The following is a 24,365-nucleotide window of genomic DNA, read 5'->3' as shown; positions in this document are numbered from 1 at the left end:
AACGAAACCTCAGCCGCTGTTGCGAAGTGCGGTGGCGAGACCGTTCATCGTCAACAGGATTCCGCGTTTGACGCGTTCATCCGTGTCGCCTGCGCGGAACCTGCGCAGCATTTCCACCTGCATCTGGTTCAGCGGTTCGAGGTACGGGAACCTGTTGTGAACCGAGCGCTCCAATGCCGGGTTGTCCTCGAGCAGTCGGGTGTGGCCGGTGATCCGCAGATACATGCGCACCGTCTTCGCATGCTCGGTCTCGATCATGCCGAAGATCCGTCCGCGTAACTCACGGTCGGGGACGAGCTCTGCGTAGCGCGCGGCAATACCCAAGTCGGACTTGGCCATCACCTGGGCAAGGTTGGACAACACGGTCTGGAAGAACGGCCATGTCCGATACAGATCGGTGAGAGAGGCAAATTTGTCCTCGTCCCCGCCGACCCACTCTTCTATCGCAGTTCCTGTTCCGTACCAGCCCGGAAGCATGACTCGACACTGACTCCACGACATGACCCACGGGATCGCGCGAAGGTCGCTCACCGAATTGGTCGGCTTCCGCGAGGCGGGACGGCTTCCGATGTTCAATTCACCGACCTCTGCTACCGGCGTCGCCATCGAAAAGTACTCGACGAACCCAGGCTCGTCATGGACCAGTCGGCCGTATGCCGCACGAGCTCGCTGGGCTAGATCGTCGAGTACTGCGTATGCAGGCTCCGCATCCTCGCCCAGGCCTTCGACATCCAATAACGTCGACTCGAGCGTTCCTGCTACCAGCGACTCCAGGTTCCGTCGAGCCCTGGAAGGCTCGGCATACTTGGCGGCGATGATCTCGCCCTGCTCGGTCAGTCGAAGTGAGCCCTGGACGACCCCTGGCGGCTGCGCCAGTATCGCGTCGTAGCTCGGGCCACCACCGCGACCGATAGTGCCTCCCCGGCCGTGGAAGAGCCGCAACCTGATCCCGGTCTTGCGCGAGGCCTCGAGTAGATCGAGTTCAGCTCGATACAGCGCCCAGTTGGCGGCCAGATATCCGCCGTCCTTGTTGGAGTCCGAGTAACCCAGCATCACTTCCTGGTTCATGCCGCGACCAGCGATCAACGCTCGGTACACGGGAACTTCGAGAGTGGCGATCAGCGTTGCCGCGCCCTGTTGCAGGTCCTCGATTGTCTCGAACAACGGCACTACGCCCACGGACGACGTCGGTGCCGACCCGTCGACTCCGGGGTCGAAGATGCCCGCCTCTTTGAGCAACAAGGCCGCCTCGAGCATGTCACTGACGGACTCGCACATGCTGATGATGTAGTTCTGGATCGTGTCGGGACCCAGATGATCGATCGCTTCCTTGGCAGCTCGAACGATGCCCAGTTCCTTCGTCGCGAGCTCGCTGAGCTCGGCGGTCGGACCGATCAATGGGCGCCGGGTCATCAGTTCACGAGAGAGGACTGCCACCCGGTCCGCCTCGGCGAGTGACAGGTAGTCCTGGTGGACGCCGGCCCACGCGAGCAGCTCGGCGACCACAACTTCGTGCGTCTCGGAATTCTGTCGCATGTCCAACGCTTGCAGATGAAAGCCGAAAGTCTCGACGGACTGGCGCAACTTCTGAAGACGATCATCGGCGATCAGTGCGTCTCCGTCTGCACGCAAAGCACGATCGACCGTGTCCAAATCGTCGAGAACATCCTGTGGCCGAGAGTACGGCGCGGCCCCACGGTCGAGCGCCGAGACCGGTACCGAGTCGAGGACCGCAGCCGCCGTGGCCGACAGTCGTGCACGAATACCGGCAATGGCCACTCGATACGGCTCATCGGACCGACGATCATCCGATTCACCGGAGGTGGAAGCGAGGGTAAGCAGGTCCTCGGTGACGGCCACCAGCCTGGCAGACATCGACAGTTCCTTCTCGAGGGAGACCAATTCGTCCAAGTAGTACGCAAACGCGACGTACCCGGCTTGGTGCGTGGCGGTATGTACCACCTCTGCGGTGACGTTCGGATTTCCGTCGCGATCTCCACCGATCCACGAACCGGGACGCAGGATGGGTCGTGCCAGCAGATTGCTGTCCGGCCACCGAAGCCGCAGTGCGCTTCGCACATCGGCGTTCAGTGCGGGGATGACATCGAACAACGAGGATTCGAAATAGCGAAGACCGACCTCGATCTCGTCTTGAATACGCAAGCGCGACAAACGAATCAGAGCTGTTTCCCACAGTGTCAGCACTTGACGTCGGATCTGGGTGTCGATGGAAGTCAATTCCTGCGCGGAACTCGAGACCTTGGCAGTCGAGACGACCTGGCGTCGACGCATGAGGTCGGTGATTTTCGCCTGGACGTCGAATACGGTACGTCGACGGGTCTCGGTGGGATGCGCTGTGATCACCGGCGAGACCAATGCGTCCGCCAACGCCGCAGTCACCCGCGACTGTGTGAGGCCCGCTGCGTCGAGTGCGAGCCACGTTGCATCGAGACTGCTGGCCTGCGGCGGATCGTTTCTGTCGACGTGGATGGCGCGACGTCGCTCGCGGTGTAGGTCTTCCGCAAGATTGGCAAGGAGCGAGAAGTGACTGAACGCTCGAATCAATGGAATCGCTTGGGCCACATCGGCATCGGCATAGAAGCCGGCAGAATCTTCGCGCTCCACCTCGGATCGGCGAACAGCGAAAGATTCGAGTCGCGCTCGTTCGACGAGATCGAACACGTCAGAACCTTCGTGTTCGCGAATGATGTCGCCGAGGATTCCACCGAGATAGCGGATGTCCTCGCGGAGGGGCTCGGTCAACTCACGGCCCTGAGTGGTCGGTGTGACGAAGGCGGGTGAACCGACCGACTCGAAGGAGGATTCGCTCATTCCCCCAGTATCGCCGAGTCGAGCCGCGTGTGCAGCCCAAGACCGGATCGATACCGCGGTCAGCCGAATGTCAGGAGTACTTGATCTCCAGACCGATTCCGAGAATCGCGATGAGCCACACCACTCCGGTGAAAATCGTCAAACGATCGAGGTTCTTCTCGACCACAGTCGAGCTGGACAAGCTCGACTGGACGCCGCCACCGAACAGACTGGACAGACCGCCGCCCTTACCGCGATGCAGCAGGATCAACAAAATCAGCGCCAGACTGGTGATAACCAGCAGGATATCCAGAAACAGATCCATGTCCACCTCAAAATCGATTGGATGCCTTTGGCAGCTTACCTGCCTTACGAACAGGTTCGGACACCGTGCCCGAAGAGCACGGTGTCCGAACTGTTCGAATCTGTCACGATCGCGTCAACTGCCCGACGACCCTTCGTACTCTCGTGCGTGTAAACCGAGGCGCGATGCAAAAACTCCGGATCAGGGAAGCGGCCCACCGGCGGCGATGGCCGACAGTGTGGCAAATTCGTCCGCCTTGAGTGAGGCCCCACCGACGAGTGCCCCATCGACGTCGGCCTGTCCGACGATCTCGCCGACGTTCTTGGCGTTGACCGACCCTCCGTAGAGAACTCGAACCACAGCGGCAACTTCGTCGGAAGCCAGGGTCTTCAGTTCCTCACGGATCGCGCCGCACACTTCCTGAGCATCGGACGCGCTGGCCACTCGACCTGTACCAATGGCCCAGACCGGCTCGTAGGCGATGACCACCTTCGAGATTTCCTCGGCCGACAGTCCATTCAGCGAGCCGCGCAGTTGCTTGACGTTGTACGACACGTGCTCACCGGCCTCCCTGATGTTCAAGCCCTCTCCGATGCAGACGATCGGGGTGAGCCCGTTCTTCAGAGCAGCCTTGGTCTTGGCCAACACTGTCGCGTCGTCCTCGCTGTGTAGCGTGCGACGCTCGGAGTGGCCGACGACCACGAAGGTGACACCCAGCTTCGCCAGCATCGAGCCGCTGATTTCGCCTGTGTATGCGCCCGAGTCGTGTGCCGACACGTCCTGCGCACCGAAGGTGAGAAGGAGTTTGTCACCCTCGATGAGGGTCTGCACGCTCCGGATGTCGGTGAACGGCGGGATGACCGTCACATCGACCTTGTCGAAGTACTTTGCCGGCAGCGAGAACGCGATCTTCTGCACCAGCGAAATCGCTTCGAGGTGGTTCAGATTCATTTTCCAGTTGCCTGCGATAAGCGGCTTGCGTGACACGAGTCAGACCTCCAACGCTGCGAGTCCGGGAAGGTGCTTACCCTCGAGGTACTCCAGGGACGCTCCACCCCCGGTCGAGATGTGCGAAAAACCATCGTCCGGCAACCCGAGGGCACGAACGGCTGCAGCGGAATCACCACCGCCGACGACGCTGAATGCACCGTTGGCAGTAGCCGATCCGATTGCCTCGGCCAAGCCCTTGGTCCCGGCTGCGAACTTCTCGAATTCGAACACGCCCATCGGACCGTTCCAGAACACTGTCTTGGCCGCGCGTAGGACCGCTCCGAAGCGTTCCACCGACTCAGGTCCGATATCGAGCCCCATCCAGCCGTCCGGAATCTCGTAGGACTGAACGATCTTCGATTCGGCAGAAGCAGAGAACGAATCGGCGACGACGACATCCTTGGGAAGATGGATGACGTCTCCGAATCGCTCGAGCAGGTCCTTGCAGGTCTCGATCATATCCTCCTGCAGAAGCGAGGTGCCTACCGAAACACCCTGAGCAGCGAGGAATGTGAAACACATGCCGCCGCCGATCACCAGAGTGTCGACCTTCGGTGCAAGTGCCTCGATCACCGCGAGCTTGTCCGTCACCTTCGAACCACCCAGGACCACTGCGTACGGGCGTTTCGGGGTCTCGGTCAGTGTCTTCAAGACCTCGACCTCGGTGGCCACCAGATTGCCCGCATAAGACGGCAGGAGTGCGGCAACATCGAAAACCGAAGCCTGCTTGCGATGAACCACCCCGAACCCGTCGGATACGAAAGCGCCCTCGCCATCGGTCAAGGCAACCAGTTCGGCAGCCAAGCTCGCGCGCTCGGCGTCGTCCTTGCTGGTTTCACGCGGGTCGAAGCGAATGTTCTCCAGCAGGAGTACATCGCCGTCCGTCAAACCCTCGGCACGTGCCTGTGCATCCTGGCCGACGACGTCGCCCGCGAGTTGAACATGGCGCCCGAGCAGCTCACCCAGTTTCGCCGCGACCGGAGCCAGCGAGTACTTCGCGTCCGGTTTGCCGTCGGGTCGGCCGAGGTGAGCTGTGATGATCAGCTTCGCGTCGGCGTCGAGCAGCGCTTTCAGCGTGGGCAGCGACGCAACGATCCGACCGGGATCGGTGATGACACCGTTCTCGATCGGAACGTTGAAGTCGGCGCGCACGAGCACTGCGCGGCCGGACACGCCGGCCGATAGCAGATCCTGCAGTGTCTTGACGGCCATGTTGATCAGAGAGACTTTCCGACGAGACCGATGAGGTCGACGAGACGGTTGGAGTAACCCCACTCGTTGTCGTACCAGGAAACGATCTTGACCTGGTCGTCGATGACCTTCGTCAGCGGGGCGTCGAAGACGCTCGAGTGCGGGTCGGTGACGATGTCCGAGGAGACGATCGGGTCGGTGTTGTACTTGAGGATGCCCTTGAGCGGTCCCTCTGCTGCAACACGCATAGCCTCGTTGATCTCCTCGACGCTCGCCTTCTTGGCGAGGTGAGCGGTGAGGTCGGTGACCGAGCCGGTTGGGATCGGAACGCGAAGTGCGTAGCCGTCGAGCTTGCCGAGCAGCTGCGGGAGAACCAGGCCGATAGCCTTCGCTGCGCCGGTACCGGTCGGAACGACGTTCAGCGCGGCTGCGCGTGCACGACGGAGGTCCGAATGCGGACCGTCCTGCAGGTTCTGATCCTGTGTGTACGCGTGGATGGTCGTCATGAGGCCCTTGACGATGCCGAAGTTGTCGTCGAGGACCTTCGCGATGGGGCCGAGGCAGTTGGTGGTGCACGACGCGTTGGAGATGATGTTCTGGCTGCCGTCGTACTTGTCGTCGTTGACGCCCATGACGATCGTGATGTCCTCACCCTTGGCGGGAGCGGAGATGATGACCTTCTTCGCGCCGGCGTCGAGGTGTCCCTTTGCCTTGGCAGCGTCGGTGAAGATACCGGTGGACTCCACGACCACGTCGACACCCAGATCGCCCCATGGGAGCGCCGAAGGTCCCTCGCGAAGCGACAGAACCTTGATCTTCTGGTTCCCGACAACGATCGTGTCGTCACCCTCGAGGCTCACCTCGTGGGGCAGGCGCCCAAGGATGGAGTCGTACTTCAGGAGGTGAGCGAGGCTCGCATTGTCCGTGAGGTCATTGACGGCGACGATCTCGATATCGGTTGTGCCCAAAGCCTTCTGCGCATCTACCGCCCTGAAGAAGTTACGTCCGATACGGCCGAAACCGTTAACGCCTACCCGGATCGTCACTGTTCGCTCCTAAGTTGTTGAATCGATGTCGTTGCACCGATGTTGTCGAACGATGTTGTCGAACGATGTCTTCGAACCGGTGCTGTTGCACCGGTTCTTCGTGGTCTGCGCATGCGAACTTCCGCACGCGCAGATTCCACCCTAGTGTGCGGGCACCGCTTGCGCGCGCGACACCCAGCACCGAACCGTTCAGGCCTCGTCGAGTAATTCCGCTGTGACGGCTGACTCGGTGTCCGGAATGCCGGTGTCCTTGGCTTTACGGTCCGCCATCGACAACAGTCGACGGATTCGTCCGGCGACGGCGTCCTTCGTCATCGGCGGATCGGCGAGCTGACCGAGTTCTTCCAGCGACGCCTGGCGATGCTGTACGCGGAGAGCACCTGCGTCTGCCAGATGGTCCGGCACCTCGTCCCCGAGAATGTTCAAGGCTCGCTCCACCCGCGCCGCAGCTGCGACGGCAGCTCGAGCCGACCTCCGGAGGTTGGCGTCGTCGAAGTTCGCGAGGCGGTTTGCGGTGGCCCGCACTTCCCTGCGCATCCGACGCTCTTCCCACACCAACCGGGTGTCCTGAGCGCCCATTCGGGTCAAGAGTGCGCCGATCGCTTCACCGTCACGAACGACGACCCGGTCGGTACCGCGAACTTCGCGTGCTTTTGCTGCGACACCGAGTCGTCTGGCAGCGCCGACCAAGGCCAACGCCGCTTCGGGTCCTGGGCAACTGATCTCGAGCGCCGATGAGCGGCCCGGCTCGGTGAGTGATCCATGGGCGAGGAACGCACCCCGCCACGCAGCTTCGGCATCGCCGATCGTTCCGCCGACGACCTGTGCTGGGAGACCTCGGACGGGACGGCCCCGCATATCGAGCAGTCCAGTTTGTCTGGCCAACGCCTCTCCGTCCTTGGCAACCCGGACGACGTAGCGCGAGGTCTTACGCAACCCGCCGGCACTCAGGACGTGGACGTCGGACGAGTAGCCGTAGAGTTCGAAAATTTCGCGTCGCAGACGCCGAGCGATCGATCCGAGATCGACCTCCGCTTCCACGACGACTCTTCCTGCAACGATGTGAAGCCCACCGGCGAATCGCAGCAGGGCCGATACTTCGGCTCGCCTGCAGCTCACCTGGGTAATCGCGAGCCTGCTGAGCTCGTCCTTCACCTCCGCTGTCATGGCCACGAAGTGTTCCCCTCTCTGCGTGCGGAACCCACCGGTGCCTCGTCCCGCGACGAGACGATGTTACCGAGGGCAGCAGCCAACTTGCCGAAATGATGCGCGTGAGTTCCTGATTCGGCGACGTCTACGTACACGACGTCGGCCCCGAGCCTTGCGGCAGCTCGAGCTACGTGGTCGCGTTCCGCGCCGTCCGGGACGAAGGCCGAATCCACCACGACGTAGTCCACGGAGAAATCAGGTGCGTGTTGGGAGAGTACGTGCAGATGACGCTCGGCAGAGAATCCTGTGGTCTCCCCGAGCTCCGGTGCCAGGTTCAGAATCAGAACCTTTTGCGCTGCTGTCGTCTCGAGCGCCGTCAGCAGATCCGGAACCAAGACATGGGGAATGACACTCGAGAACCACGATCCCGGCCCGAGTACGACAAGGTCGGCCGCCTCGATTGCCGCTATCGCCTCGGGCGTCGCCGGCGGACCGGGTGGCGTCAGCCGCACCCTTCTCACTTTGCCTGGTGTGGTGGCGACAGCGACCTGACCACGAATGACTCTGCTCACACGCGGGTCGTCTTCGAGACCTGACACGTCGGCTTCGATGTCGAGCGGCACCAGTGCCATCGGCACTACTTGTCCCTCGATGCCGAGCAGCGATCCGATCTCTTCCAATGCCGACACCGGATCACCGATAACTTCGGTGAGCCCGGCGAGGATCAAGTTCCCGACCGAGTGTCCCGCCAGCGCGCCGGAACCACCGAACCTGTGTTGGAGAACCTCCGCCCATCGCTGAGTTCGCGGATCCTCGGCAGCCAGAGCAGTGAGCGCCATGCGTAGATCCCCTGGCGGCAGTACGCCGAGTTCGGCGCGAAGTCGACCGGAGGATCCGCCGTCATCGGCCACGGTGACCACCGCGGTCACATCCGACGCCAGTCTGCGTGCGGCACTGAGCGTCGCGTACAGGCCATGTCCCCCACCGAGAGCCACGATCTTCAGCGAAGACCCGACACCGCCGCCGTCTTTCGCACTCATTCGCGACCCGCATCGCGATGCTGAACCCGCACCGACAGATCATCGTGCCGACCCAGAAGTATCGCCAAAGCCTCCGACATCGCCACGCTTCGATGTTTGCCGCCCGTGCAACCGACCGCGACCGTCATGTACTGCTTACCCTCTCGCCGATAGCCGTTGACCGTCAGCAGCAACAGGTGATGGAACGTCTGCAGATAGTCCTGAGCGCCTTCCTGACTCAGGACGTACTCGCTCACTGCGGGGTTACGACCTGTGTGCTCGCGTAGCTCTGGAATCCAATGCGGATTGGGGAGGAACCGTACGTCGCAGACCACATCAGCGTCCATGGGTAGTCCGTATTTGAACCCGAACGACTGCACGGTCACACCGATCAGATCTGCGTCGACACCGCTGAAGGCCGTCTCGATCTTTCGCCGCAGTTGATGCACCGACAGTGAAGTGGTGTCGATGGTGACGTCGGCGGCAGCTTTCACCTGCGCCAACCGAATCCGCTCCGCCGCGATGCCCTCGGTGAGGGTGCCGTCCTGACCGTCGTTCTGCAGCGGATGACTCCGACGATTCGATTCGAATCGTTGGATCAGGGCGGCATCGGTAGCGTCGAGGAACAGCACACGATTGCGGACGCCCTTGGTATCGAGTTCTCGCACCACCCAGTCGAGGTCCCCCGTGAACAATCGACTTCGAACATCCATCACCAACGCAAGACGATCGATCCGCGGTTCCGACTCGAGACCGAGATCGACCATCTGCGATATCAGCTCGGGTGGAAGATTGTCGGCGACGTACCAACCGAGATCTTCGAGAACTTTTGCGGCAGTCCGAAGCCCTGCGCCGGACAACCCGGTGACCAGCGCCACTTCGATGCCGTCACCTCGACCGACCAGCCTGTCCGGCTGGTCGGTGGCATGCTGGATATTGGGTTCGCTCACGTCATGCCTGCCCTGTCGAAGTTGCTTCCTGACGACTGCGTTCGCCCCCATCGAACGTGTCGCCACCGGGGACATCATCCCCCACCTCGACGCCGGGCGCGCTGGAAGCCGTTTCGCCGCTGAGTGCCGTGAGCACAGCTTTGGCCGTCATCTCACCGATACCGGGCACCTCGATGATGTCGGCAACGGTCGCTTCTTTGAGTTTCGCGACCGAACCGAAGTGCCCCACGAGTGCGTTTCGCCGACTCTCCCCCAGTCCTTTGACCGAGTCGAGAGCCGATGCGGTCATGCGTCTGGATCGCTTACTGCGGTGGAACGTGATCGCAAAACGGTGCGCCTCGTCTCGCACACGTTGCAGCAGATACAGAGATTCGCTGGTACGCGGCAGGATCACCGGGTCCGCCTCACCCGGCACCCACACTTCTTCGAGTCGTTTCGCCAAGCCGACGACGGCCACATCGGTGATTCCGAGCTCATCGAGAACCTCGGCCGCTGCAGCGACCTGAGGTGCACCGCCGTCGACCACGAAAAGATTGGGAGGGTACGCGAATCGCCGGGGCCGTCCGGTCTGCGGGTCGAGCGCCGCCTCGGGCGCGAGATCTCCACCTGAACCAGCTCCGCTCGCATCGGAGCTGTGACGCAGGAACCTACGGCGCGTCACCTCCGCAATACTCGCCACGTCGTCGGAATGCCCATCTCCGGCCGCTTCCTTGATGGAATAGTGCCGATAGTCGCTCTTGCGGGGAAGCCCGTCCTCGAACACCACCAACGACGCGACGACATCGGTCCCTTGCACGTGGGAGATATCGATGCACTCGATACGAAGCGGCGCCGAATCCAGATCCAGGGCCTCCTGAATTCCTTGCAAGGCGGCGGATCGCGAGGTGAAATCGCCTGCACGCTTGAGTTTGTGTTGCTGCAGCGCTTCCTTTGCGTTGCGCTCCACCGTCTCGGCGAGGGCCTTCTTGTCCCCACGTTGCGGTACTCGGAGCGTCACATTGGATCCGCGAAGTGAACTGAGCCACAGCTGCACTTCGGCTGCGTTGGCGGGTAACACCGGCACGAGAACCTCACGCGGAACCGCGTTGGCACTGCCGTCGTCGTTCTGGCTGTCTCGGTTGCCCGGCACGTGTGACGACAGCGCTGCTTGCTCACCGTAGAACTGGGTGAGAAATTGCTCGACCAATGCTGGTAGGTCGGATTGATCGGCGGCCTGCTGCTCGATCACCTCGCCTGCCTTCTCGACGACCCAGCCGCGCTGGCCTCGCACACGTCCGCCGCGAACGTGAAATACCTGCACCGCGGCCTCGAGTGCATCGGTGGCGAAAGCGACGAGATCGGCATCGGTGCCGTCACCGAGCACCACCGCCTGCTTCTCGAGCGCGCGACGCAGTGCGCCGACGTCGTCGCGCAGTCGTGCAGCGGTTTCGAAGTCCAGATCATCGGACGCCGTCTGCATCTGCTTCTCGATCTGACGAACCAGTCTGTCGGTCTTACCGGAGAGAAAGTCGCAGAAGTCTTCGACGATCGTGCGATGCTCGTCCGCCGATACACGACCTACGCACGGCGCAGAACACTTGTCGATGTACCCGAGTAGGCAAGGTCGACCGATCTGCTTGTGCCTCTTGAACACTCCGGCCGAACAGGTACGTGCTGGAAATACCCGCAACAGCAGATCGAGGGTTTCCCGGATGGCCCAAGCATGGGCGTACGGACCGAAATACCGCACGCCCTTGCGCCGTGGACCCCGGTAGACGAACAGGCGTGGATACTCTTCGTTCATCGTGACCGCGAGCATCGGATAGCTCTTGTCGTCGCGATAGCGAACATTGAACCGAGGATCGAATTCTTTGATCCAGTTGTATTCGAGCTGGAGCGCCTCGACCTCGGTCGTCACGACGGTCCACTCGACCGAGGCCGCGGTGGTCACCATCTGTCGGGTGCGGGGATGAAGAGAGGCGACGTCGGCGAAATACGAGTTCAGGCGACTGCGGAGGCTTTTTGCTTTTCCGACATAGATGACGCGTCCATGCGGATCGCGAAATTTGTACACACCGGGCTCGACCGGAACAGTCCCGGTTGCAGGGCGGTACGTAGCTGGATCGGACACGTATCCCAGGCTAGTCGCAGCTACCGACGAACCAGGCCCAGCGCTGCTCGCTCACTCTTCCGTCACCCTGTCGGCGCCCGTGTACTTTGCTTCGAGCGAACGGAACGCCCGCACCGCGTCGACGGCGTGGCCTCGGTCGTTGGACTGAATTGCCATCACCGGGATGAACTCGTCGTCGGGGATGTCCACTCGAGCCCACATCGCACCGTCGGGAAACGACAGGCCGCGCACCAGATCCCATTCGATCAAGCGCTCGGACAAAATGTTGCGAACGGCGACGCCTTCTCTACCGACCCGCACGCGCGGTCGTGTCAGCAACAGTGCGATCCCGGCTAGCAGGACACCGATTCCGGCGAGTGCAAGCTGATCGGCAGTGCGAAAGTAGACCCCGGTTGGGGACACGCGCAGAAGAATCGCCACGGTGGTGTGCGACACCAGCAGCACGACCGCCGCTGCTATCGCGAACCGGGCGGACTTGATCGAACGCACCTCGAGTTCCCAACGAGCGTCGTCGGTCATCGGAACGCCTCGTCGGTCCACGGCTGACGTAGGTGCTTGAGTGTCAGCGCGGTGTCGACAGCAGCTGCTACCGCTTGCGCACCCTTGTCCTCTTTCGATTCCGGGAGACCGGCCCGATCGAGTGCCTGTGCTTCGTCGTTCGTGGTGAGCACTCCGTTGGTGACGGGTGTGCTCTCGTCGAGCGAAACCCTGGTCAGACCGGCGGTGACAGCGTCGCAGACGTACTCGAAATGCGGAGTACCGCCACGGATGACCACCCCGAGTGCGACCACTGCGTCATGCGACTTGGCCAGAGCCTGGGCAACTACCGGCAGTTCGATCGCACCGGCGACACGCACCACGGTGACGTCGGTGATACCGACCTCTTCGGCCTTCCGCTTGGCACCAGCCAGCAGCGCCTCGGAAATCGTCCTGTGCCACTGGCCCGCAACGATAGCCAGCTTCAGGTCCTCTGCACCGGACAGCTGCAGTTCGGGTTCGCCGCCGCCGCTCATCGGTTGGTCCCTGCTTCGTACTCGTCCAAACCGACCAGGTCGTGTCCCATGCGGTCTCGTTTGGTGCGAAGGTACGTCAGATTCTCGGCATTCGCGCGGAGCGGCATCGGAACCCGCTCTGTCACGTGGAGTCCGTACCCGTCCAACCCGACTCGCTTCGCCGGATTGTTGGTGAGCAACCGCATGGACGAGATTCCGAGGTCCACCAGAATTTGGGCACCGATCCCGTAGTCCCTGGAATCTGCTGGAAGCCCCAACTGCAGGTTTGCGTCGACGGTGTCCGAACCTGCGTCCTGGAGCTGGTAGGCCTGCAGCTTGTGCAGCAAACCGATGCCGCGACCCTCGTGACCGCGCATGTAGAGCACAACGCCCCGACCCTCTGCGGCAATCATGTCCATCGCAGCATCGAGCTGGGGTCCACAATCGCATCGGAGCGATCCGAATACATCGCCGGTGAGGCACTCCGAGTGGACGCGAACGAGAACGTCGCTTCCATCGCCGTCCGGGCCTGCGATATCGCCCATGACGAGCGCAACGTGCTCCACCTCGTCGTACACGCTTTGGTAGCCGACGGCACGGAATGTCCCGTGCCTGGTCGGAATGCGTGCATCGGCCACGCGGACCACATGCTTCTCGTGCTTACGACGCCACGCGATGAGGTCGGCAATAGAGATCAGAGCCAGGTTGTGTTCGTCTGCAAAAACCCGCAGTTCGTCGGTTTGGGCCATCGCGCCCTCGTCCTTCTGGCTGACTATTTCGCAGATGACGCCCGCCGGTCGCAGATCGGCCATGCGTGCGAGGTCGACGGCGGCTTCGGTGTGGCCGGGGCGACGCAGAACGCCGCCTTCTTTCGCACGGAGTGGTACCACGTGACCAGGGCGTGTGAAGTCGTTGGCACCTGTATCCGGGTCTGCCAACAACCGCATGGTCGCTGCACGATCGGATGCGGAAATGCCGGTGCCGATGCCCTCGCGCGCATCGACTGTCACCGTGTATGCAGTGCCGTGTTTGTCCTGGTTGGTGGCGAACATCGGCGGCAGCCCGAGTCGATCACAGTCCTCACCGGCGAGCGGCACACACAGATATCCGGAGGTGTACCGCACCATGAACGCGACGAGTTCGGGCGTCGCCTTCTCGGCGGCGAAGATGAGATCGCCTTCGTTCTCGCGATCCTCGTCATCGACTACCACAACTGCTTTGCCCGCGGCGATGTCAGCGACCGCACGCTCGATACTGTCGAACCTTGTCACGTCCTGCGCTCCATACTTGTCATACCCCACCATGCATCCGAGGGTGCGGGTGCACCTTCGAGCGTACTTTCTAGGCGCCTACGGTCTGCAGGCGCTCCACATACTTGGCGATGACGTCCACTTCGAGGTTGACGGGCGCACCGACCTCGGCACTTCCCAACGTCGTCATGTCGAGTGTGGTCGGGATCAACGAGATCTCGAACCAGTGCTCGCCACCTTCGTCCTTGCCGAGCGCCGACACGGTCAACGACACTCCGTCGACTGTGATCGAGCCCTTTTCCACGACGTATCGAGCGACCGATGTGGGCATCGATACGCGCACCACGGTCCAGTTCTCCGACGGTGAACGATGAACGACGGATCCGGTCCCGTCGACGTGGCCCTGCACCAGGTGCCCGCCGAGGCGCTTGCCCATCGCCATGGCACGTTCCAAGTTGACTCGGCTGCCTACCTCGAGCCGCTGCAACGAAGACCTGTCGAGCGTCTCCTGCATGACATCAGCGGTGAATGCGCCTTCTGCCAGCACGTCCACGACGGTCAGGCACACCCCGTTCACTGCGATGGAGTCGCCGTGACCTGCGTCCGAGGTCACGATCGGCCCCTTGACGGTGAAGCGGGCCGCGTCGACCAGGTCTTCCCTGCCGATGATCTCGCCGAGTTCCTCGACGATTCCGGTGAACACTTCGTACTCACTCCTGTCCGGTCGATCTTTTTGTCGTTCCGCTACTACGGCGGATGCTGCGTGTACGTGCGGTTCAGGCGTTTCGGTTCGGAACGGCGCTGAGAAAGATGTCGGCTCCGATCGGCTGCACACTCTCGATAGAAAACCTCAAGGCGTCGGTGATTGTTCCGACACCTGCATTCTCCACTGCCGCCGGGCCGGATCCCAGCACGAGAGGAGCGATATACGCCACGATTCTGTCGACCAGCCCCGCGGCCAGAAACGCGCCGGCCAGTGTCGGTCCACCTTCGATCAGTACATCGGTGTGCTCGGCCAGCGCGTGCATCACCTCGGCCGGCTCGCGGCTCCGCACGAACAACGTCGGAGCTTCGGAGCTTCGGACTTGCGCAGTCGGGGCTGTCTCCCGAAGTCCCACGACGACTCGTGTGGGCTGATGCGGCGAGTCGGTGCCGTCGGGCAACCGAGCGGTCAGTCTCGGATCATCGGCCGCTACCGTGCCGGTACCGACGACGATGGCGTCGAGTGTGGATCGTTGCGCGTGGACGTGGGCACGCGCCGCAGGACCCGTGATCCACTGACTGGAGCCGTCGGCCGCAGCACTTCGGCCGTCCAGACTTGCGGCGTACTTCAGGGTCACGTGTGGACGGCCGGTCCGCTGCTTGTGCAACCACGCACGCAGTGGCCCTTTGGCCACGGTCTCGGCGCCTGTTCCGGACTCTACGAGCACGCCTGCTTCGATCAAAGTCTGGGCGCCGCCCTGTGCCAACGGAGTGGGATCGGTAACGGCGAACACCACTTTGGCGACGCCGGCTTCGATGAGTGCCCGCGAGCACGGACCAGTTCTGCCAGTGTGATTGCACGGCTCCAGGGTGACCACCGCAGTGCCCCCGCGCGCCTTCTCGCCTGCTTCCCGCAACGCCACGACCTCGGCATGTGGACCACCCGGAGGTTGGGTCGACCCCACGCCGACGACTACGCCGTCGACGTCGAGAATGATCGCACCCACGGGTGGATTGGGGCTCGTTCGGCCTCTGGCTGCGTCGGCTTCGTCGACGGCCATCCGCATCGCCTCGTCGATGGAGGTGTAACCGCCACCAGCCATCCGGGCGACACTCATCCGTGCAACAGGTGCTTCGAGGCCCGGGCTGCTTGCGCGCGTAGACCTCGGACCGCGCCTGCTGGATCGGAAGTGCCGTAGACTGCCGAACCTGCCACGAAGCAGTCGATCCCGGCCGCCGCGGCCTGTTCGATCGTGTCGACGTTGATGCCTCCGTCAATTTCCACGATCAGCTTCAGCTCTCCCGAATCGACGAGCGAGCGAACGATCGCAGCCTTGCTCAGCACCTCGGGCATGAACGACTGCCCGCCGAATCCAGGCTCCACGCTCATGACGAGAAGGGTGTCGAACGAACGAAGGATCTCGAGGTACGGCTCGATGGGGGTGCCGGGCTTGACGGCGAGGCCGGCTTTCCCACCCGCCGCACGAATGTCTTTGGCGACCGCGATCGGATCGTCGGTTGCCTCGGCGTGAAACGTGACGTTGAAGGCGCCCGCCTCCGCGTACGACGGCGCCCAGCGAGCCGGATCCTCGATCATCAGGTGGCAGTCCAACGGAATGTCGGTGGCCTTCGACAACGACTGAACCACCGGTAGCCCCAAGGTCAGATTGGGTACGAAATGGGCGTCCATGACATCGACGTGCAACCAGTCGGAGCCCTCGACTGCATCGGCTTCTTCACCCAAACGGGCGAAGTCGGCGGAAAGGATGGACGGTGCGATCATCGGAGCTGACACACCACTGATCCTAGTCGGTACCGTCGTACTGCTTTCTCGCAGTCGGGGTTGCCTTGTCGCGCCACGCGGCGACGATCATCTCCCGCAGTTCGTCACGGTCGAGAAGATCGAGATCGACGATGATGTAGCCGTACCCGTCATAGTGCGGGGTCGTGTAGAAGGCCGGACTCCCGCCAGAGAGAAGCGCTTGTTTCTCGTCCAGGCGGCACACCAGAAGCAGCCCACCTTCCGCCTCGGTGCGCAGCCTGGCGAACAGCTTTCCAGCAACCTTCAAAGCGGGAGTTCCGTACGACGTCGACAGCGCCACTTTCGGCAGCGTCTCCGCGAATTCGACGACGCTCGTCCACGTGGTAGCGCCGTCTTCGGCGCTACCACCACCAGTACCGATGCTCATGGTTCGTAAGTCTCCTCCGCTGATCGCAGCGGCGCTTGGACGAATGCGTACCGAAGTCCGTGGAGTCAGAGAGGTTTGCGCAACGCAGCCATGAACATCGCGTCGGTACCGTGCCGGTGTGGCCATAGCTGCACCGAGGGACCGTCGCCGATCAGAGGAACATCCGGAAGCAACTCCCGCGTGTCCAGTTGCTCGACGCCATGGCGTCGCACGGCATCGGCGACGACAGCGGTCGTTTCCGACAGATGCGGCGAACACGTGGAGTAGACGACGACGCCGCCCGGCCGCACGAGTGAGATCGCCGATGCGAGAAGCTCCCTCTGCAGAGTGACCAGGGCCGCAACGTCCTTGGGTGAGCGACGCCACCGTGCTTCCGGACGGCGACGCAGCGCGCCGAGTCCGGTGCAGGGGGCGTCGACGAGAACACGATCGAATCCGGGGTCGAGGCCGGAGTCTCGGCCGTCGACGACGTGGACGGTGACCGGGAGTGATGCGGTGGTCTTTCGGACCAGTTCGGCGCGATGAGGAGTCGGTTCCACTGCGTCGACCCGTGCACCGTCGATTTCGGCGAGCGCACCGAGCAGCGCGGCCTTGCCTCCCGGCCCAGCGCACAGGTCGAGCCATCGACCGCCGTCCGGACCTTCGAGCGGCGCTAGCGTCAGCGCCCTGGCAACAAGCTGACTACCTTCGTCCTGGACTCCTGCCAGACCCTCGCGAACTGCGTCGAGCTTGCCTGGATCCCCTCCGTCGAGGTGCACCGCGTACGGCGAATACGGACCTTCTTCGCCACCGGTGACGAGAGCGAGCTCCTCCGCCGAGATTTCACCCGGACGCGCGACGAGATGCACGGCAGGACGCGCGTCGTCGGCGGCCAGAACGTCCGCGAGTTCACCGGCGTCGGCTCCGAGCGCATCAGCGAACGCCTGGGCGATCCACTTGGGATGTGCATATTCGAATGCCAAGTGTCCGACAGGATCCTGTTCTGCGGATGGACCGAGCTCCTCCACCCATTGCGCCTCGGTCTTCTCCGAGACTCGTCGCAGCACAGCGTTGACGAAGCCGGCTTGGCCGCTGCCGAACTCCGCTCGGGCGAAATCGACGGACGTTGCTACTGCAGCGTGCGGCGCAACTCTGGTGCGAAGTAGTTGATACGCCCCGAGCCGCAGAATGTCGAGCAATCCACCGTCGATATCGGCGATGGACCGGCCCGAGCCACTCTCGATGACGGCGTCGAGCAGCCCGCGAGCACGGGATGCTCCGTAGGCGAGTTCGGTTGCCAGGGCTGCGTCTCGAGTATCGAGTTTGCGCTCGCGTAACAGTCCGGGCAGCACCAAGTTGGCATAAGCATCGCGCACCCGAACAGCTTTGAGAACGTCGCGAGCTGCCAGACGGGCAGCGTCGACCGCACCGGCAGCGGCCGGGCCATTACCTCGCGGCGGCCGGTTGGTGCCCGTTCCGCGCGATGTCCCCTGCGGGCGTCGGGACGCACCTTTGGTGCCGGACGACTCCGTAGATGTCGGCCGACGCTTTCCTGGGCGGCCACCGTGTTCGTTTCGGCCGCCTCCCGCGTTGCCGCGACTGGACTTGTCTTCCGAACTCATTGCGCCACTGCCGTTTCCGTAAGCCGGGCTCCACGAGCCCAGTCGAGTGCCTTCATCGGCTTCTTACCCTGCGGCACTATGTCACCGAGGACGACGGCTGTGCTTGCCGTACCTACGTACACACCGTCCTTTCGTACCACGATGTGCCCGGGTTCTATTCTCTCGGTCGATACGGTCACCGGGAGGACCTTCATACGAATATCGCCAACCGTCGTCCACGCGCCGGGGTTGGGCGTGACTGCACGAATCTGGCGGTCGACTGCTGCTGCCGAACGCGTCCAGTCGATGCGCGCAGCATCGACGGTCACCTTCTTGGCGTACGAGACGCCCTCCACGCTTTGTGGCAGCGCGGAAGCCTCCCCCGCGTCGATGGCATCCAAGGTGGCTTCCAACAACTCGGCGCCGCTGATAGCCAGCCTGGAGAGCAGGTCGCCAGCAGTATCCGAGGGCCGAACGACTTCGGTTACGACACCGAGTATCGGCCCCGTGTCCATGCCTTCCTCGAGCAGGAAGGTCGATGCACCTGTCACGTCGTCACCGGCAGCGATAGCCGCCTGCACGGGTGCGGCGCCACGCCAGGCAGGTAACAGTGAGAAGTGAAGGTTGATCCAACCGAACCGGGGAATGTTCAACACCGGCCGAGGTAGTAAGGCGCCGTAGGCCACGACGGGGCAGACGTCGGGCTCCAATGCCGCCAATGCGTCGAGAAATTCAGGATCGGAGGGGCTCGCAGGCGTCAGCACTGGGATGCCGTGTGAGTCGGCCAGCACACCGATCGGCGAGCGAACCTGTTTGCGTCCACGGCCCGCCGCTGCATCGGGTCGGGTGACTACCGCTATCACCTCGTGCTTGTCCGAAGCTATCAGACGTTCCAGCGAAGGAACCGCCGGTTCAGGCGTCCCTGCAAACACAACACGCACCAGTGGGCTCCCACGAATAGGCAATACGACTCTTACGACGAACTCCCTATTCTAGGGACCATCTGCTCGCTTCCCGACAAACCGCCGCTCCTACGCCGGTAGGTCGTGCATCGTAGCCGCGCGGTACTGCCCCTACTCGGCACTATTCGGTCCGAGCAGACCTCTCGACCGCGATCACCCGCTAGCCTGGTCGGGCAAGCGAGCGTCGACTCGACCATCTCGATGTCGCGCAGGTCTCGCGCGCAGTGGCAGCGCGCCGGACCGAGGAACCCGACGAACCGAAACGCGGGCAACAAGCCCAGTCGGCCCTGGCATATTCGAACCAGCCGACAAGATCAACACACGAAAAGCACCCAGCCGATGCGCATCACCGCCTCGGCCGATAAATTGGCGCGTACGAGAGGAGGGAGCTTGGCCATCACCAGCCCCTCGGCCTCGGCCGAGTCCGAATACTCGGTACTCCGACGAACAGCGGCCTACCTCGGTGTCGTTGCCGTCCTAGTCGCCATCGTCTCGTCCGGAATTCTGCCGAAAGAGCTCTCCGTCGTCCTGGACGACCTCGCGCAGCTGATCTGCGGAGCCGCAGCAGCTTCAATCTGTTGGTACACGGCCAGACATCGCACCGGAGCCGAGCGAAGGTGGCGGGTTCTGATGGCTGCGGGTATGGCCTGCTGGTCGGCCGGGATGCTGACGTGGGCCCTGTACCGTTCCGTTTTTCACACCGCATTGCCGTCGCCGTCCTATGCAGACATCGGATTCTTTCTACTTCCGATTTTCTCCGTCTCAGCACTGCTCGCGGTCGTCGGAAAGTCACCGCGCCGCACCGGGGTCGGCTCAACTCATGCTTGGATCACCTCGGTTCTCGACGGTATGGTGATCGTCGGCTCACTGTTCGTCCTGTCGTGGTCCACCGCGTTGGGACACGTCGTACGATCCGAGGAAACGAATTCCCTGCGATTCCTCGTCGCATTGATGTACCCGATCACCGACCTCGTACTCGTCGTCATGGTCAGTCTGCTCGCCGTGCTATCCGACATTCCCCGCCGCTACCGCGCACAACTGTCTCTGCTCGGCGCCGGACTCGTGTGTGTGGCCATCTCGGACAGTCTGTACGCCTATCTCGTCGCCGTCGGCGCCGAAGAAATGCCATTGGTCGCCGACGCGGGCTTCATCGCGGGACCCGTTCTGGTTGCTCTCGCCGCATCCGTACCGAACGGCAGACCCCCCGACGGTGTCGTTCGGATCGAACATTCGAACGGTGGACAGAGCACTCGGTCCGCATCGCCCCGGCTGTCGCCGGTTTACCCCCCGTCGTCGCTCGTTTCGTTGGCCAGTGATCGAACGCAACTGTTGCTGCCCTACGCATTGGTAGTGCTGATCGGCACGTTCCTCGGGGTGCAATGGGCGGCCCACGGTTCCGTCGACACCGTGGTGCTCGCACTGTTCTTTGCCGTGGTGGTGCTCTCACTGGCCCGTCAGGTAATGACATTGCTGCAAAACGACGCACTCCTCCGACGCCTGTCCGAAGCGCAAGCCGAGCTCAGCTATCGAGCACATCACGACGGGTTGACCGGCCTGCTCAACCGATCCGCATTCGACGAGCACCTGAGCGCAGCGATCGACCTTCACAACGCGAGCGGACGGCTCGGTGTATTGCTCTTGATCGACCTGGACAACTTCAAGGCCGTCAACGATCGCCTTGGCCACGGTGCCGGCGACCGTTTGCTCGAGCTTCTCTCGAAACGGTTGGCGGACACTGTCGAAGGCGGTGAACACGGTGGCGTCGTCGCCCGATTCGGCGGCGACGAATTCACCGTACTCATCCCCGCGGGTATCGACGCCGGTTGCCGGGCCGCGAAAAAGATTGTCGACGCACTTCGTGAGCCGCAAGAAGTCGAGGGCTACAAGGTGTCGATCGGCGCAAGCGTGGGAGTGGTCGAATTGACAGTTTTCGACGGCGACGTGACGGCCGATGCCGTAGTTCGCAGTGCGGATCGGGCCATGTACGAGGCGAAAAAGAGTGGCAAGGCAGGGGTCTTCACCTACGATTGCGACGGCGCACTGCGGATGGTCTACAACCTGAACGACATTGCTGCGGCGTTCGACTGGTGGCCGAATCACCGCAGCCCTGACATCCAGCGGACTCCGATCGGTTCAGGTGATCAGGAAACCCTGGGGATCAGTCCGAATATCGTTGCGGGTGAACCCGACCCGGCTCGGTTGATCGGACCCCCGACCAAAACATAGGCCCCGGTGGTCGGCAACGAACCCAGGTTGGTGAGATTTTCCAAACTGATTCTGCGCCGGTCGTACAGTTTGACCGACACCGGATAGGTCTCGTCGTTGCCGAGATCGGGACCGAACGTGTCGGTTCCCAACGCTCCTCGATCAGCCAGTCGGCCCGTATCGATGAGCCATTGTGCCGCGTCCGCAGAGAAACCGGGTTGATGGCTCACGCCCTGCGCATCGGCGTTGGCGTACGTAGCCGAGCCCCACCGCTCATCCCATCCCGTCCACAACAGGACTGCTGCGCCCGACGGGATGCGGCCATTGACCGTCTCCCATTCCTGCAGGTCCGTGACCGTGACCGCGTAATCTGCGTTCGCGGCCGATTTCTCACGAATATCGATCTTCACTGCAGGCAGGAACAGATCTTCCGGGGCGAGTTGGTCGGCAGTGAGCCCGCCCTCTTGGAAGTGCGCCGGTGCGCCCCAATGTGAACCCGTGTGCTCACCTTCTCTGACATTCTGGATGTAGAAACCGTCCTCGGCTACGGTCGCGGCAGTCTCCAGAACGAACTCTGGATCGCCCGGGAAGATCGGTGTCGTGGCCGGGTCGTTGATGTGGGAAAGCGACACGATCTTCAGCAGGCGATCCAGCGGGATCCCGATCCCAGGAAAATCCGCCGACCCCGTTCCCGGCGCCGCTTGCGCAAGCGTGGGCCCCGCCAAACGTGCTCCCGCAACTACTGCCAAACCTGTTGCCACGCGTCGAATCAGCTGTCGTCTTTTCATCGAATGAACCTTCGCTTCTCCCAGGGCCCGAACTGCACCCTTGCTCGGTGTCGTAAGAAACAGACTCTATTCGCTCGAAGTCTTACTCCCGCACCGACTACTCAACCGATTCTGATGGGATCGATCTGCACTCGAACCGAAGACGTACTCTTCCTTGCACTCCTGGCCGCCTGCGCTTCTGCGAGTGAACGGGCAAGGGCCCCACCGGCGTTACGAGGCACTCGAACCAAAAGTCGTTGGACGTCGCCCGGCAGGACCTCTTCTCCCCCGCCGGCGGGAGCACGCTGACCATCAGGGAGATCTACCGGCCCGAGTACCTCCACCTCCTCCGACAACCCAGCCGCTTCGACGAGCGCAGTGATCGATGCCGTCGTCCCGTCGATTGCCGCAACGTGGACCGCCGGCGGGAAACGCACCTCTATTCGCTCCTCCAGCTGACTTCGCGCGTGCCCGACCGGATCCCAACGCACGAGTGCCTGCACCGTCGGAATTTCCGATTCCGCCACCACGACCACACGGCCGTTCTCGGTACCGGGCCGCACCAAGGCTGCGGCCGTCATCCATCGGCGAAGTGTCTCCTCTGCTGCCCGCAAATCGGCGCGACCGAGCAATGCCCACCCGTCGAGCAGCAGGGCGGCACCGAACCCACCGGGCGTGGTCGGTTCGGCTCCCACCGTGGATATGACCAGTCTTGGGCCGGAAGCAACGGAGTCGAGCACCGATGCTCCCCCGGAGGTCTGGACCGGCACTCCAGGAAATGCGCGTCCCAGCTCTTCTGCTGTTCGATGCGCACCGATGACAACTGCCCGCAAGGTTCGAGACCCGCAGACGGTGCAGCGATGGTTGGTATCGGCGACGCCGCACCAACTGCAGGTGGGACTGCCTGCGCCGTCCGCTCCCGGAGCTGACGGCAAGGACAACGGTCCGTTGCAGCGACGGCATCTCGCAGGATTTCGACACTTGCCGCACGCCAGCGATGGAACGTATCCACCGCGTGGAACCTGAACCAGCACAACAAGATTCGAGGCCAATGCTGTTCTTGCCGCATCGAATGCGATGGCAGGCAATCGCGCTGCACGTGCTCCCGGGTCTCGGGCCAACGCATGATCACTGTCCGCCAGCGCGACGACGTGTGGTTGCCGAGCCCGGACCACCTCTCGGGGCGCGAGAAGGTCGTGTGCCCAACCGGAATCCACGAGTGCCTCGGCTTCTGCCGTTCTGGCATGCCCAGCCAAGACGACCGCACATCCGCACTCGTGCGCCCGCAACAACGCCACCTCACGGGCATGCGGATAGGGCGATCGAGGTTCGGCATAACCGTCGTCACCGTCATCCCACATGAGCAGCAAACCCAGATTTCGTACGGGAGCGAACACCGCGCTCCTGGTGCCGACGACGATCGACACATCGCGTCGCAGCGCCGCCAACCAGCGTCGGTAGCGTTTCGCAGGTCCGAGACCTGCGGACAATGCGATCACCGCGTCCGAGCCGGCCACGGACTCGCAGGCGGTCGCGACACGATCCAAGTCGCGTTGATCCGGCACCACCACTACGACACTTCGCCCACTCGCCGCCGTGACTGCGGCGAGTTCGGCGATGCGATGAGCCCAATCCTCGCCCGGAAGTGCTTGCCAGATCGCCCGCGGGCTCCTCGATGCCCGCAGTGCATCGAGAAAGGCCTCGCCGTGGGTGTACGACGACCACGCACTCGAATCGATCGCGGGACCGACAATGACCGGCATGTCGCCGGACGGCTCCCCTTCGACCTTGGCATGTCGCGGCGGAACAGCAAGACGCAGGACATCGGCTCTCGTACCGGCATATCTAGCGGCCACGGCAGTGACCAACGCACTGATCTCGGGTGTCAGGACCCTCTCGGGAGAGACGACACGGTCGAGCCAGCCGAGCTTTCCCGTGTGATCGCTGGACTCGACCCGCTCGACGACGTATCCGTCGACCAACCTGCCTGCGAACCGAATTCGAACCCGCACCCCGGGCTGAGCGCTGTCGGCGAACTCGGCCGGTACGAGATAATCGAATTCCCGGTCGAGGTGAGCGAGCGGCAGCAGCGGCAGCACCCGCGCTATGGGACGCTCCTCGGCTGCCGTTCTCGCTGCGCCGCTCACC

Annotated in this window: 21 protein-coding genes; 1 reads left to right on the top strand and 20 read right to left on the bottom strand. The window is 62.8% G+C overall.

Annotated elements, in window-relative coordinates; all coding sequences use genetic code 11:
• Positions 1 to 9: 9 nt before the first annotated feature.
• The 18 genes from ppc to fmt all read right to left on the bottom strand — a co-directional run bounded on the left by ppc (position 10) and on the right by fmt (position 19,224).
• A complete protein-coding gene (gene ppc, locus ABIB36_RS18725) occupies positions 10 to 2,832 on the bottom strand; it encodes a phosphoenolpyruvate carboxylase (RefSeq protein ID WP_084348832.1) in 2,823 nt (940 codons plus the stop codon).
• Positions 2,833 to 2,902: 70 nt separating this feature from the next.
• The gene (secG, locus tag ABIB36_RS18720; protein ID WP_084348831.1) at positions 2,903 to 3,136 is read right to left on the bottom strand and encodes a preprotein translocase subunit SecG; all 234 of its coding nucleotides are present in this window, start codon (positions 3,134 to 3,136) and stop codon (positions 2,903 to 2,905) included.
• 180 nt (positions 3,137 to 3,316) lie between these two features.
• Positions 3,317 to 4,102, bottom strand: coding sequence for a triose-phosphate isomerase (gene tpiA, locus ABIB36_RS18715; RefSeq protein WP_084348830.1), 786 nt, complete (start codon positions 4,100 to 4,102; stop codon positions 3,317 to 3,319).
• Positions 4,103 to 4,105: 3 nt separating this feature from the next.
• Positions 4,106 to 5,317 carry a phosphoglycerate kinase gene (locus ABIB36_RS18710; RefSeq protein ID WP_354562429.1) on the bottom strand — a complete coding sequence of 404 codons (1,212 nt, stop codon included), beginning with the start codon at positions 5,315 to 5,317 and terminating at the stop codon, positions 4,106 to 4,108.
• Positions 5,318 to 5,322: 5 nt separating this feature from the next.
• The gene (gene gap, locus ABIB36_RS18705; RefSeq protein WP_084348828.1) at positions 5,323 to 6,342 is read right to left on the bottom strand and encodes a type I glyceraldehyde-3-phosphate dehydrogenase; all 1,020 of its coding nucleotides are present in this window, start codon (positions 6,340 to 6,342) and stop codon (positions 5,323 to 5,325) included.
• A gap of 189 nt (positions 6,343 to 6,531) precedes the next feature.
• Positions 6,532 to 7,515, bottom strand: coding sequence for a DNA-binding protein WhiA (gene whiA / locus ABIB36_RS18700; RefSeq protein WP_084348827.1), 984 nt, complete (start codon positions 7,513 to 7,515; stop codon positions 6,532 to 6,534).
• Entirely contained in the window at positions 7,506 to 8,531 is a 1,026-nt protein-coding gene (locus ABIB36_RS18695; RefSeq protein ID WP_084348826.1) for a gluconeogenesis factor YvcK family protein, read from the bottom strand. The genes whiA and ABIB36_RS18695 overlap by 10 nt, the downstream gene beginning before the upstream one ends.
• Positions 8,528 to 9,511 carry an RNase adapter RapZ gene (gene rapZ / locus ABIB36_RS18690; RefSeq protein WP_502944948.1) on the bottom strand — a complete coding sequence of 328 codons (984 nt, stop codon included), beginning with the start codon at positions 9,509 to 9,511 and terminating at the stop codon, positions 8,528 to 8,530. The genes ABIB36_RS18695 and rapZ overlap by 4 nt, the downstream gene beginning before the upstream one ends.
• Positions 9,462 to 11,570 carry an excinuclease ABC subunit UvrC gene (gene uvrC / locus ABIB36_RS18685; RefSeq protein ID WP_084348824.1) on the bottom strand — a complete coding sequence of 703 codons (2,109 nt, stop codon included), beginning with the start codon at positions 11,568 to 11,570 and terminating at the stop codon, positions 9,462 to 9,464. The genes rapZ and uvrC overlap by 50 nt, the downstream gene beginning before the upstream one ends.
• Positions 11,571 to 11,621: 51 nt before the next feature.
• Complete coding sequence (locus tag ABIB36_RS18680; RefSeq protein ID WP_084348998.1) at positions 11,622 to 12,089, bottom strand: PH domain-containing protein; 468 nt, start codon at positions 12,087 to 12,089, stop codon at positions 11,622 to 11,624.
• Positions 12,086 to 12,583: a 6,7-dimethyl-8-ribityllumazine synthase gene (gene ribH / locus ABIB36_RS18675; protein WP_084348823.1), complete on the bottom strand. Its 498-nt coding sequence runs from the start codon at positions 12,581 to 12,583 to the stop codon at positions 12,086 to 12,088. Before ribH ends, ABIB36_RS18680 begins: the two co-directional genes overlap by 4 nt.
• Entirely contained in the window at positions 12,580 to 13,833 is a 1,254-nt protein-coding gene (locus tag ABIB36_RS18670; protein ID WP_084348997.1) for a bifunctional 3,4-dihydroxy-2-butanone-4-phosphate synthase/GTP cyclohydrolase II, read from the bottom strand. The genes ribH and ABIB36_RS18670 overlap by 4 nt, the downstream gene beginning before the upstream one ends.
• A 70-nt stretch (positions 13,834 to 13,903) precedes the next feature.
• Positions 13,904 to 14,515, bottom strand: a complete 612-nt coding sequence (locus tag ABIB36_RS18665) for a riboflavin synthase (RefSeq protein WP_084348822.1) — start codon at positions 14,513 to 14,515, stop codon at positions 13,904 to 13,906.
• Positions 14,516 to 14,588: 73 nt separating this feature from the next.
• Entirely contained in the window at positions 14,589 to 15,632 is a 1,044-nt protein-coding gene (gene ribD, locus ABIB36_RS18660) for a bifunctional diaminohydroxyphosphoribosylaminopyrimidine deaminase/5-amino-6-(5-phosphoribosylamino)uracil reductase RibD (RefSeq protein ID WP_502944945.1), read from the bottom strand.
• Positions 15,629 to 16,309, bottom strand: a complete 681-nt coding sequence (gene rpe / locus ABIB36_RS18655) for a ribulose-phosphate 3-epimerase (RefSeq protein ID WP_084348821.1) — start codon at positions 16,307 to 16,309, stop codon at positions 15,629 to 15,631. The genes ribD and rpe overlap by 4 nt, the downstream gene beginning before the upstream one ends.
• 10 nt (positions 16,310 to 16,319) lie before the next feature.
• A complete protein-coding gene (locus ABIB36_RS18650; protein WP_084348820.1) occupies positions 16,320 to 16,703 on the bottom strand; it encodes an MmcQ/YjbR family DNA-binding protein in 384 nt (127 codons plus the stop codon).
• A 65-nt stretch (positions 16,704 to 16,768) separates the two neighbouring features.
• Complete coding sequence (locus ABIB36_RS18645; RefSeq protein WP_084348819.1) at positions 16,769 to 18,304, bottom strand: RsmB/NOP family class I SAM-dependent RNA methyltransferase; 1,536 nt, start codon at positions 18,302 to 18,304, stop codon at positions 16,769 to 16,771.
• A complete protein-coding gene (gene fmt / locus ABIB36_RS18640; RefSeq protein ID WP_354562440.1) occupies positions 18,301 to 19,224 on the bottom strand; it encodes a methionyl-tRNA formyltransferase in 924 nt (307 codons plus the stop codon). Before fmt ends, ABIB36_RS18645 begins: the two co-directional genes overlap by 4 nt.
• 411 nt (positions 19,225 to 19,635) lie before the next feature.
• Between fmt and ABIB36_RS18635 the strand changes: the two genes are divergently transcribed.
• Positions 19,636 to 21,471 carry a diguanylate cyclase domain-containing protein gene (locus tag ABIB36_RS18635; protein ID WP_354562442.1) on the top strand — a complete coding sequence of 612 codons (1,836 nt, stop codon included), beginning with the start codon at positions 19,636 to 19,638 and terminating at the stop codon, positions 21,469 to 21,471.
• Here the strand turns inward: ABIB36_RS18635 and ABIB36_RS18630 are convergent.
• Together ABIB36_RS18630 and ABIB36_RS18625 are read right to left on the bottom strand one after the other, a co-directional pair.
• The gene (locus tag ABIB36_RS18630) at positions 21,387 to 22,238 is read right to left on the bottom strand and encodes a cyclase family protein (RefSeq protein ID WP_354562444.1); all 852 of its coding nucleotides are present in this window, start codon (positions 22,236 to 22,238) and stop codon (positions 21,387 to 21,389) included. The genes ABIB36_RS18635 and ABIB36_RS18630 overlap by 85 nt on opposite strands.
• Positions 22,239 to 22,339: 101 nt before the next feature.
• The gene (locus tag ABIB36_RS18625) at positions 22,340 to 24,364 is read right to left on the bottom strand and encodes a primosomal protein N' (RefSeq protein ID WP_354562446.1); all 2,025 of its coding nucleotides are present in this window, start codon (positions 24,362 to 24,364) and stop codon (positions 22,340 to 22,342) included.
• Position 24,365 lies beyond the last annotated feature (1 nt).

This window comes from Rhodococcus sp. UYP9 (assembly GCF_040547235.1).
GTDB lineage: Bacteria > Actinomycetota > Actinomycetes > Mycobacteriales > Mycobacteriaceae > Rhodococcoides.
This window is presented reverse-complemented; position numbering and strand designations above follow the sequence as displayed.